The 12274-nt window shown below is 42.6% G+C and carries 9 protein-coding genes; 7 read left to right on the forward strand and 2 right to left on the reverse strand.

Going from position 1 to position 12274, the window contains the following annotated elements; all coding sequences use genetic code 11:
- Positions 1-28: 28 nt before the first annotated feature.
- Both QPX86_RS19730 and QPX86_RS19735 read right to left on the reverse strand, forming a co-directional pair.
- Entirely contained in the window at positions 29-2377 is a 2349-nt protein-coding gene (locus QPX86_RS19730; protein ID WP_285163695.1) for a Tex family protein, read from the reverse strand.
- Between the two features lie 470 nt (positions 2378-2847).
- On the reverse strand, positions 2848-3780 hold the full coding sequence (locus QPX86_RS19735; protein WP_285163696.1) for a helix-turn-helix transcriptional regulator: 933 nt from the start codon (positions 3778-3780) through the stop codon (positions 2848-2850).
- Between the two features lie 191 nt (positions 3781-3971).
- Here QPX86_RS19735 and QPX86_RS19740 point away from each other — a divergent pair, with 191 nt between their 5' ends.
- The 7 genes from QPX86_RS19740 (at position 3972) to greB (ending at position 12179) form a co-directional block, all read left to right on the forward strand.
- The gene (locus QPX86_RS19740; protein WP_374758473.1) at positions 3972-4922 is read left to right on the forward strand and encodes a DmsE family decaheme c-type cytochrome; all 951 of its coding nucleotides are present in this window, start codon (positions 3972-3974) and stop codon (positions 4920-4922) included.
- Positions 4923-4936: 14 nt separating this feature from the next.
- The gene (locus tag QPX86_RS19745; RefSeq protein WP_220752494.1) at positions 4937-6925 is read left to right on the forward strand and encodes an MtrB/PioB family decaheme-associated outer membrane protein; all 1989 of its coding nucleotides are present in this window, start codon (positions 4937-4939) and stop codon (positions 6923-6925) included.
- A 46-nt stretch (positions 6926-6971) separates the two neighbouring features.
- Positions 6972-9485 (forward strand): DMSO/selenate family reductase complex A subunit, encoded by a 2514-nt coding sequence (locus tag QPX86_RS19750; protein ID WP_220752495.1) that lies wholly within the window; start codon positions 6972-6974, stop codon positions 9483-9485.
- 12 nt (positions 9486-9497) lie between these two features.
- Positions 9498-10178 carry a 4Fe-4S dicluster domain-containing protein gene (locus QPX86_RS19755; protein ID WP_220752496.1) on the forward strand — a complete coding sequence of 227 codons (681 nt, stop codon included), beginning with the start codon at positions 9498-9500 and terminating at the stop codon, positions 10176-10178.
- 49 nt (positions 10179-10227) lie between these two features.
- On the forward strand, positions 10228-10914 hold the full coding sequence (locus tag QPX86_RS19760) for a TorD/DmsD family molecular chaperone (protein WP_285163697.1): 687 nt from the start codon (positions 10228-10230) through the stop codon (positions 10912-10914).
- A gap of 146 nt (positions 10915-11060) precedes the next feature.
- Positions 11061-11540, forward strand: a complete 480-nt coding sequence (locus QPX86_RS19765) for a hypothetical protein (protein ID WP_285163698.1) — start codon at positions 11061-11063, stop codon at positions 11538-11540.
- Positions 11541-11699: 159 nt separating this feature from the next.
- A complete protein-coding gene (gene greB / locus QPX86_RS19770) occupies positions 11700-12179 on the forward strand; it encodes a transcription elongation factor GreB (protein WP_220752499.1) in 480 nt (159 codons plus the stop codon).
- Positions 12180-12274 lie beyond the last annotated feature (95 nt).

Consider the following 12274-nt stretch of genomic DNA (forward strand, 5'->3'; position numbering starts at 1 on the left):
TTTGCAGTTACTTGCCGCGATTTACACGTTACTTCTTAAGCTTGGCAAACGCATTAGCAAACGCATCACCCATTGCCGCATTGGCAGGGGCTTTATTTTGCTTACGTTGACCACTCTTAGCTACTGGTTTATTACCTGCAGGCTTATTCGGCTGGCCTTTATTTGATGAAACAGGCTTGTTACTACTCGCTTTTGCTTGTAATGGCTCATCTAAGCGCATGCTTAATGCAATACGGCGACGTTCAACATCCACTTCCATGACTTTCACTTTAACCACATCACCTGCTTTAACAATCGTGTGTGGATCGCTGACAAACTTGTCTGTCAGTGAAGAGATATGCACTAAACCGTCTTGGTGAACACCAACATCAACGAAGGCACCAAAGTTAGTCACATTAGTCACCACGCCTTCGAGGATCATTTCAAGCTTAAGATCTTTAAGCTCTTCAACGCCTTCTTTAAAGCTGGCGGTTTTAAACTCACCACGGGGATCACGTCCGGGTTTATCAAGCTCAGCCAAAATATCGGTAATGGTTGGTAAACCAAATTCTTCAGTAACAAATTCAGCGGCATTAAGCTGGGTTAACAGATCGCTATTCCCCATGAGTTGCTCAACTGTTTGTTGCTTCGCATTAGCAATCGACTCAACTAGCTTATAAGCTTCAGGGTGAACTGATGAGCCATCTAACGGATTTTTAGCTTGGTGAATACGTAAGAAACCTGCTGCCTGTTCATAGGCTTTAGGGCCTAAACGCGCCACTTTAAGTAGCTGTTTACGTGATTCGAACTGACCGTTTTCATCACGGTAACTGACTACGTTTTTGGCCAAGGTTTTATTTAAACCTGCCACTTGAGCCAGTAATGGGGCAGACGCCATGTTCAAGTCGACACCAACACCGTTTACACAGTCTTCAACTACAGCTTCAAGTGAGCTAGATAACTGGCTTTGGCTAACATCATGCTGATACTGCCCGACACCAATTGATTTAGGTTCAATCTTCACCAGCTCTGCTAGCGGATCTTGTAAACGACGTGCAATTGAAACGGCGCCACGAATAGATACATCAAGATTAGGAAACTCTTCCGATGCTAATTCAGAAGCAGAATAGACTGAAGCACCCGCTTCGCTGACCATAATTTTAGTCAAACTTGGGTGGGTTTCTTTCATAAAGCTAATCACTTCAGCTGCCAACTTATCGGTTTCACGAGAAGCTGTACCATTACCAATAGCAATCAACTCTACCTTATGCATTTTCACAAGATTAGATAAAGTTCGAATTGATTTATCCCACACATTTTGCGGTGCATGAGGGAAGATAGTGGTATGAGTGACAAATTTACCTGTGTTATCCACAATCGCCACTTTTACGCCAGTGCGCAAACCAGGATCAAGCCCCATGGTGGCTTTAGCGCCAGCAGGAGCAGCCATTAACAAGTCACCTAAGTTACGGGCAAACACGTTAATCGCTTCTGCTTCAGCACGTTCACGCATTTGGCTAATAAACTCAGTTTCCATTTGCAGCGCAATTTTAATACGCCATGTTGCTGTCACAACCGTTTTTAACCATTGATCGACATCAGAATCGGTCAATTTAAGATTAAAGTGGTCAGCAATAATCACCACACAATAACTGCTTTGCGCCACTTCCGCTTTAGGGTCGGCGTTCATTGATAAACTCAATACGCCTTCGTTGCGGCCGCGGAGCATGGCTAAAGCCCGATGAGACGGCACTTTAGTGATCGCTTCAGTGTGTTCAAAGTAGTCGCGGAATTTAGCGCCTTCTTTCTCTTTTCCTTTTACCATACGACTTTCAAGCACAGCTTGTTGGCTAAGATGCTTACGTACCTTTTGCAAAAGGTCAGCATTTTCAGCAAATCGCTCCATTAAGATGAAACGTGCGCCGTCTAATACTGCTTTGGAGTCAGCAAAACCAGCTTCTACATTAATAAACTCGCTTGCTTTAGCGTCTAGATTGGCTTGGCGATTAACGAGTAAGAAGTCTGCTAAAGCCAATAAACCCGCTTCAATGGCAATTTGCCCTTTAGTGCGGCGTTTAGGCTTGTAAGGCAGATAAAGATCTTCAAGACGGGTTTTACTGTCGGCACTATTAATCGCCTGCTGTAATTCTGGGGTCAGTTTACCTTGGGTATCAATGCTAGAAAGAATCACTTGTCTTCTTTCAGCCAGTTCACGTAAGTAGCCTAAACGACTATCGAGTGTTCTTAACTGAGCATCATCCAATCCACCTGTCGCCTCTTTACGGTATCGAGCAACAAACGGGACGGTGGAGCCATCATCAAGTAACGCAATGGTATCTGAAACTTGTTGCTCACGGACATTCAATTCCTGAGCGATAATCTGAGCAATACTAAGCATAAAAGGTCTTATTCGGTGTTGAATAACAAATATCGCCCAAAGATAGCATAACCAGCAAAAAACGTTTATTGAGAAAGTAAATTTTTACAGAGTATTTTTAACCTAAGATAGGATGCCAGCTCAGTTTAACGGTAATTTAGCTAGGTCTTTTAGGCATTAGCAAAGCTACACAACTGACTAAATTCTTAAAACAGAACAATCAAAATACAGGTTCGTATCAAATTTTAATTTAACGCTAGTAGACTTACTTATAGCAGGGTTATAAAAAACAATGAGTTATTATGGTTAATGAAAATTAAAAACGAGGAAGTCAATAAACAAAAACCAGTTTATACCCATAAAGAGGTACGTTAATTATTTTTATTTATTTAATTTTCTTTAAAAGAAAAAATGTACTAACAAATAACCGTAAATGATAACTATTACCATATGTAACATTTGATACATTTATTTATATACAAAAAATAAACTTATTTATCGTTAATTCGACTGACATATTCAGATGGGCAACATCCAATATTATTAGAAAAGTGACGACTAAATATTGCCAAGCTTTTAAAACCACATTCATATGCAGTAACTTTTATATTATCTTGGTTTTTCTTTAATACTAATTTTAATCTATTTGCTTTCACTTCTTTAATAATATCTTTGACACAAAGACCCATAGATTTCACTTCTCGCTGCAAGCTTCGTGTCGACATTCCTAATGCAACAGCTAATGTATCAACAGATAACTCTGCAGGAATCATACTCTTAGCAGCGGCATGAATCCTGTCTAAGCTAGTAATCGTTTCAATGCATAATGGCCTAATATCATACTGCTTACCTGGTGTTTTTTGGGCAAAAATTGACAAGTTCTGACAGTTAAATTTAACATTTTCTAATATAGCAACATTGTAACCATAAAAGCCACGCTCAAAAGGTAACTCTATAATTATATTGCAATTTACTTCTTTGTGAAAATTCAGGATTTGCATCACAGAGAGATAAACAAATAGATCATCATACTTAGAAGCACGTTCAATAGGATTTCGCTTAGCCACTAGCCCAATGTAGTCACCCGTATCAAGATTCGCCCAATTTAGATCAGATACTTGGCTGTAAAACACTGTGAAATCAATCAACTTCTGAGCGATATCAACATCATCAGATAAGTCTATTTTAGTAAACTCAGTCACTCTTTTAACAAAATATTTCGCTAAATTAAGAAAGAAATAAGGGTCTTCAATATTATTTTCAATATAATTTAATAACTTGGTTATTATATTTATACCAACCCATTCTGTGTCATCAAAATATTTAAAATGGGCAAATTCCACCGGCAAATGAAAATCAATACTATTACAGTATTCACAAACAAGTTTTGTGTGAATTGCAGGTCTGCATTTATATTTTATCATTTGGGGAACTTTTTAAATAAAGGAACTATTGGAAAATATATTTTAGTTTTTTTTGCTACCTATGATGTAGATTTAGATCACAAATGTCGTTTTTTGATAATCACTATTCTTAGATTTGAAATCCTCTCTTCTTTAAAATACCTCCAATTGATTACTCCATTTTTATTTAAGATTTAATAAGGTCAGGTGACATGATGAACTGGTGTCGAAACTTAATAGCTTCTATCAGTGTAATCCTTTGCTTGTGTTCATTTAATGCCGCAGCAGCGCCATGGGATGACATGACAGGTGAAGAGCTCTCTCAAAAACTCGTTGAGAAATTCGCTGAAGGTAAGTATTCCCCTAAAGGAGCAGACAGCTGCTTAATGTGTCACCAACGCACTGAAGGTGTCGCTGACATCTTTAAAGGCGCACATGGCGACTTAACCAGTAAAGACTCACCAATGGCGGGCCTGCAATGTGAAGCCTGTCATGGTCCTCAAGGCAGTCACAACCGTGGCGGCAAAGAGCCAATGATTCAATTTGGCAAAGACAGCAAGCTAGATGCACCAACCCAGAATACCGTTTGCCAAGGCTGTCATAACGACCCTGAGCAAATGGCATGGCATAGCAGCACCCACAATCTAGAAGAGATTGCCTGTGCTGATTGTCACGTGGTTCACGCTGCTAAAGACCCTGCCTTAGACAAACTCACCGTCAATGACACTTGTACTAGCTGTCATACCCGTGAAAAAGCGGACATGAACAAGCGCTCTGCTCATCCAATGAAATGGGACCAGATGACCTGTATTGATTGTCACTCGCCACATGGTTCTATGTCTGAAAGCGCACTGAACAAACCGACCATTAATGACACTTGTTATAGCTGTCATGCAGAAAAACGTGGCCCGATGCTTTGGGAACATGCACCAGTGACTGAAAACTGTGTGACATGTCATAACCCACACGGCAGCGTTAATGAAGGCATGCTAAACAACCGTGCACCTCAGTTATGTCAGCAATGTCACGCTGACGACGGTCACGCAAGTCGCGTTGTACTACAACCTGGAATGGATGCCTTTGGCGGCGCAAAAAGCTGTTTGAACTGTCATAGCCAAATCCATGGTTCTAACCACCCAGCCGGCAGCTTACTGCAGCGCTAATTAGGAGCCATAACATGAACTTTAAACTGAATTTAATTACTGCTTCTTTATTACTGGCTTCAGCACCTGCAATGGCGGCAAACTTTGCCGTCGGTAATGCCAATACTGAAAACCTTAATCAAGAAAAGTATGAGTGTAAGCGTTGTACTAGCTCAATGGGTTATAGCGGTAGTGTCGATATTTCTGCAGGTTACATCGACAGTGATGATGTGCATGCTGCCAACGCATTCGGAACAGACCAAGATGGTTTTGTTACCGCATTGAGCGGCGATATTGAATACCAAGATGAAAATGGCTACCAAGCACGTGCTCAAGCTCATCAACTGGGATTTGAAAACAGCAGCGCTAGCATTAGTGTTGGCCAAAAAGGTTTATTCAATGTTGATGCGGATTACTCGTTAATCACCACTTATCAGTCTGGCGATGCACAAAGTAATCTTTACTACGACAACGGCATGATGACCTCTGGCGAAACCTATGTCTTCGAGCTTTCACAGCAACGTGAAAAAGTCGGCATCGGCGCAGATTTCAAGCAAGACTTTTACCAAGGTTATGTGCGCTTCGATAGTGAAGATAAAACCGGATATAAAAGCAGTAGCTTAGTGAGCCCAAGTCCAACTAACTTTGGCCAACGTGTTGATTCAACCACTGACTCATTCACCGCAGGCGCTGCATTAACCGGTGACAACTGGTTAACTGAATTGAGCTACTTTGGTAGTCAGTATAAAAACAACACCGAAAACTTAAGCCTACCAACCTATTACGATGTGTACTCGGCCACACCTGATAATGAAGCGCATCAAGTATCGTTGTCTGGTCAATATCAACTTGATCGCACCGTGATGTCAGGCCGCTTCATTTTAGGTCGCATGATCCAAGATGATGACTTAATCCAAGTGGCAGGCAATCCGATTCAAAACTGGGACGGCGAAGTCGACACCACAGATGCGAACTTCCGCATCACTTCAATGCTCAGCAATCGTTTACGCGTTGGCGGTAGTTACGACTACAGCAACCGTGAAAACAACAGCTCAGTGTATGAATTCCAACAGTACAACTTCGATAGCGTCAGTGGCACCTTTAAAGAAAATGTCGCCACCGATATTGAGCGCTCAACGTTCAAAGTGAACGCCAGCTACCGCATTGCCAGTGGTTACCGTTTACAAGCAGGATACGACCGTAAAGATATCGAGCGCAGCTACAGCGAACGTGAAGAAACCAACGAAGATAGCTTATGGGCAAAACTGTCTATTCGCGCCATCGACAACTTTACCATCGACGTTAAAGCTGGTCACAGCAACCGTGGTGGCTCTGAGTATCAAGCAACAGAGTTAACTTCTAGCGAAGAAAACTCACTAATGCGCAAGTACTACTTAGCCGACAGAGAACGTAACGAAGTTGAGCTACGTGTTAGCCACACTCCGCTGGATTGGTTAAGCATCGACTTTACTGGTCGTTATGCCAAAGACGATTACGACGACACCGTGATTGGTTTAACTGAATCAGAAGACTACAGCTACGACATCAACGTCAACATGCAGCTAACTAAACAGTTCTCTGCTTATGGTTTTGCAGGTCAGCAGTGGATTAACTCTGCTCAAGCTGGCAGCCAAACATACAGCAGCCCTGACTGGTATGCCGATATTGAAGATGAGTTTATCAACCTTGGCGCAGGCGTAAGCTATGGCGGCTTAATGGAAGACAAACTGACCTTAGGTGCTGATTACCTATTTAGTAATTCAAGCAGTGACACTTATGTCACCGCAGATGGTACGAGTCCGTACGGCGATTACTACTCATATAACCATAGCGCTAGCCTATACGCTAACTATGCCTTGAGTGATGACATGGCATTGAAGCTCACTTACCGCTACGAACGCTATTACGACACCGATGACGCTCAAATGACCCCTGACCAAGTGCCAGGCATGGTTACCCTGGGCGAGCTTAATCACAATTATAACGCCCATCAAATCATGCTGAATTTCAGCTATGTGCTGTAGTCGTTTAACAAACGCGCTGAATTTATTTTAGTAAGAGGAAATAATAATGGAACGCAGAAGTTTCTTAAAAATGAGTGCTGCATTGGGTTGTGCTGCTACAGTCACTGGTTGTAACACCAGTTCAAAAGATGCTGAGCCAGTAGAGCCACAACCACCAGTTGATGAAACACTAACGTGGTCTGCCTGTTTAGTTAACTGTGGCTCAAACTGCCCTGTTAAAGTTTACAGCCGCGACGGGATGATTACCCGCGTTGAGACTGACCACGAAGTAGAAGATGTTTACGGTATGCACCAAGTACGAGCTTGTGCTCGTGGCCGTTCATTACGTCAACGCACTTACGCGTTAGACCGTCTAAAATCACCTATGAAGCGTGTTGGTGAACGTGGTGAAGGTAAATTCGTACCAATCACTTGGGAAGAAGCCGCAAGCACTATCGGTGGTAAACTGACTTCAGTTATCGCTGAGCACGGCAACAAAGCTATTTTCAGAAGTTACGGTTCTGGTGCTTACTACGGTTTCGCATCAAATGGCTGTTTTAACCGTTTATTCAACTTAGTTGGCGGTTGTTTACAATACTTCGGTAACTACTCTTGGGCACAACAAACTGAAGCTGCTAAGCACACTTTTGGTACAGGCAGTACTTCTGGTTCAGCAACAGTAACCTTAGAAAGCAGTGACTTTTTATTAGGTTTTGCTTACAACCCAAGCGAAATTCGTCAGTCAGGTTCTGGCGAAGGTTACGATTACTTACAGGCTCTGCAACGCGCTAACGGCCTTAAAGTGACCATGATTGACCCTCGTTACACTGACTCTATGACAGGTAAAGAATCATCTTGGTTACCAATCCGTCCAGGTACTGATGCTGCATTAGCCGAAGCTATTGCATATTTGATGATCAGCTCAGGTTGGGTTGATGCGAACTCTATCGGTTTTATTAATCAACACAGTGTTGGTTATGACGCTGCTTCTATTGAAGCACAAATTGCTGAGTTTGAAGCAAGCGGCGATGCCAAGAAAATCGAATATGCTGCGGCAATGAACCCTGAGGAAAACTACTTTGACTACATCATGGGTCAAGGTAAATTCTCAGACCGTGAAGCACGCACTCCAGAGTGGGCAGCAAAGATCACTGGTATTTCAGAATCTAACATCCAAAAAGTCGCTGACGACTTAATGGCATCTGAAAAGCCTTATATCATCGCTGGTGCAGGTGTTAACCGCCAAGCAAACGGTGAACAAACAGTTCGTGCTATTTACATGCTAGGTGTATTAGCAGGTAAGTTAGGTCGTGAAGGTTCATCTAACGGTGAACTACCAAACATGACTAACATGTACCGTGCTTCAATCCCTACAGGGACTAACCCAGTAAAAGAAAAAATCTCTTTCTTCACTTGGTCTGAAGCTATTCACAACGGCGAAACCATGACAGCTCGTACCCATGGTATTACCGGTACTGATGATTTAGACACGCCACTAGGCACTAACATCAAAGTGATCATCTCAGCATCTGACAGTTCACTACTAAACCAACACGCAGACATTAACGGCACAGCTGAAATCTTAAAAGATGAAAGCGGTGTTGAGCTAATCGTATCGTGTGATTGTTGGATGACTCCAGGCGCTAAATTTGCCGACATCATCATTCCAGATACGTCATGGTTAGAGTCTAACGACTTAGTGGATGACTCATACGCTTCAGGCGCTATGGGTTACATCACTGCAATGAAAGCAGCAGTAGACCCAATTTGGGACTGTAAGTCTATGTACCAAGTATCAGCAATGATTGCTGAAGCAATGGGCGTAGGCGCAGCATTCACTGAAGGTAAAACTGAAGACGAATGGTTAGAAGAGTTATACCAACAAACTCGCGACAACAGCAAAAACTTAGGTGTTAGCCCAGCGTTCCCTGCCACTTACAAAGAAGCACAAGAAATTGGTTTCTTCCGTAAGAACATGGAAAACCGCAACATTGCACTTCAAGGCTTTGTGAACAGCGGTGACGCACTAGCAACACCTTCAGGAAAAATTGAAATCCACTCAGCTGAGCTTGCATGGCGCGCAGCTAACTGGGAACAAAACAAAGTTAAAGGCGACACCATCACAGCAATCCCGCAGTACACAGTAACTTGGGACGGCTACGAAGATGAAGATACTAAAGAAGATTACCCACTGCAATTAGCAGGTTATCACACTAAAGGTCGTACTCACTCTAGCTACCACAACGTACCTTGGTTACGTGAAGCCGTTGAAGATGCAGTATGGATTAACGCAATTGATGCACAGCAATACGGCGTTGCCTCTGGTGACACAGTTGAAATGTATAACGACCGTGGCTCGATTGAAGTCGTAGTGCGTATCACCCCACGTGTTGTTCCGGGTGTTGTAGCTCTAGGTCAAGGCGCTTGGTTCTTAGCTGATCCAGACGGCCGTACAGGCTCAACAGGTAAAGTGGTTGATATTGGCGGCGCAATTAACTCGCTGACTAAATACATGCCTAGCCCAGTGGCTAAAGGTAATCCACAACACACTAACCGTGTTCAAATTCGTAAAGTTTTATAAGGGAGCGCTACAATGAGCGATGCTATCCAATATAGTTTTTATGTCGATTCGACTAAATGTACTGGCTGTAAAGCCTGCCATATCTCTTGTAAAGACAGACAAGGCGAACAAATCCGTAACGCAACTAAGCCAGTTGAAAACGGTGTACCAAGCCTAAACGGCGTTAACTGGCGTCGTGTATATGAGTACGGTGGCGGAACATGGGCGGTTGACCCAGCAACAGGTACTTTCGAGCAAGACGTATATGCTTACTACATGTCTGTAGGTTGTAACCACTGTAGTGAGCCAGTTTGTGTTAAAGCTTGTCCAACAGGCGCAATGCACAAACGTCGTGAAGACGGTTTAGTCCTAGTGGCTGAAGAGTTATGTATTGCCTGTGAAAGCTGTTCACGTGCATGTCCTTACGATGCGCCACAACTGGACCAAGAACGTAAAGTGATGACCAAATGTGATGGTTGTTATGATCGTTTAGCTGAAGGTCGTAAGCCAGTTTGTGTTGAGTCTTGTCCACTTCGTGCACTTGATTTTGATACCACTGAAAACATCGAAAAGAAATATGGCACAGGTGACGGACATATTGCGCCATTACCAAACCCATCAATCACTACCCCTAACTTGATCATTAAAGCGAATCGCAATGGTCAACCAACAGGTGGTGGTGCGGGCAATATCTTGAACCCGAAAGAAGTATAATCAGATCTGGCAGTGGTGCTTAACCACTGCCCTTTTTGAGGAAAAATAAATGAGTATTAAACAGTCAGTTGAACAGTTAGGCGAATACCAAGCAATAGCGCGTATTCTGCATAACCTATTTTGTCATTATCCTGAGGCTGAGCTTATCACCAGCTTTAAAGACAATGACGTTGCTGCCACTTGGCCAACATTCGCAGGTCGCAGTGATAATCAACAAGGACGTGACGCTCTAACAGCCTATCTCAACCATTGGGATGAAGCTGAACAGTTAATGGATTTAAAAGTCGATTATGGTCAGCTATTTTTTGGCCCTGGTGAGCCTAAAGCAATCCCGCAAGGGTCTGCATATTTAGGTGAAGATCAAGTACATTTTGATGCCTCAACCATTGCCTTGATTGATTTTTATAAGCAGCATGGCGTGAGTTTCGAACTCGAAATGCCGCAACCAGTGGATCATATTGGCCTGTTTTTCAGTGTACTTGATTCAAGTTTTGCCAAGTTGCAAGAAGCCGCAACAAACCCTGATTCAGATACAGATGCGCAGCAGTTAACCCAGTTTATTCAGGTATTATTGCAACAGCATATGCTGCCTTGGGCTGGTCGCTGTTTGGAGCTTGCAAAAGTGAATGCTGAAACTGATTTTTATGTCGGTATTTCATTACTAGCTAACGATTACTTAGCAGAGCTTGCTGATGCGTTTAACGTATTACCAATGCCAAGAAAGTTATTTAGATAAGTGATTAGAGTGACTGATATGAGTTTCTTATAATGAGTCACTTAACGCCGTTTTATACTCATTAACCATAAGCCATAGTTCCTAGTGAACAGTGTTTCTAGTGAAAAGAGTTTCTGGTTAATTAAGTTGTTTTCGTAGGAGTTGTTATGTCAGTGATACATGCCGTAGGCGAGCAATGGGATAAGGCCGAATGGTCTCACCAATTAGTATCATTTTGGCAGCAAGACACCTACGTAAACAGCCTTTTTGCGGGTGCAACCAACGCTACAACTACAGCCAATTTAGTTGCAGCACTGATTGATGAAACTAAACGCCAAGCTTGTATAGACTCTGAATTTGATAATGCCGATGTATTTAGCGCGTTATTCGACTGCTTTTTGCTGTTATTCGTTAAAGAGATCAACAGTAATGATCTCAGCCAAGCTGAAGCATTAATTGTGCAAATGACTGAACACTACGCAAAACAGTGCCTCAAACATGCAGATGAACATGAAAAAACCAACCAAAGTGTTGATGCTCGCCAAGCGGTTATTTGCAATCAAAGTCATAAAGTCATTTCAGCCATGAATCAACTGGCACAATTACGCCAACAGCGTCGCAGCCAAAGTCGAAATATGGGCAGTTAAGTCAAAACGCTAAATTAAAACCAAGCAACGCCGTAGACGTAGACGAAACAAGACCTGAAATATAGTTAGCTAAGTCCTAAAATCATCGACAATCCCACTCCTTTTAGGTAATTTCTCTCTTAAGCTCCACACCATCATCAGCATTGAGTAGAAACCCAAGTGAAGACCAATCTCATCACCCCTGAAGGGATGACCAAGCTAAAAACTGAATTGAACTATTTATGGCGAGAATACCGTCCTGAGATCACCAAAAAAGTGACTTGGGCAGCTAGCCTTGGCGATCGCTCGGAAAATGCTGACTACAAAGAAAATAAACGTTTATTACGCCAAATCGACGGCCGAGTCCGCTTTTTAAGAAAACGTATCGAAAATCTTAAAGTGGTCGAATATGCTACCGAGCAAGAAGGTAAAATCTTCTTTGGTGCTTGGGTTGAAATCGAAAACGATGCCGGTGATATCTTACAGTTTCGCATCGTCGGCCCTGACGAAATTTATGGCGATGCCAAAGGTTATATCTCTATCGATTCCCCAATGGCACGGGCATTACTAAAAAAAGAAGTCGACGACGATGCGGTCGTCCCAACCCCTGCAGGCCCGCAAGATTGGTATATCAATAAAATATCCTATACTGCTTTATAGGTATAAAAAAACTTGACGTCCGCTCTAAAACAGAGCATTAGTTGCTTAAACGTCAACTTTATGGCGATTTAATCTACAATTTCTTGCCCTATTAA

This window comes from Shewanella goraebulensis (genome assembly GCF_030252245.1).
Classification (GTDB): Bacteria; Pseudomonadota; Gammaproteobacteria; order Enterobacterales; family Shewanellaceae; genus Shewanella; species Shewanella goraebulensis.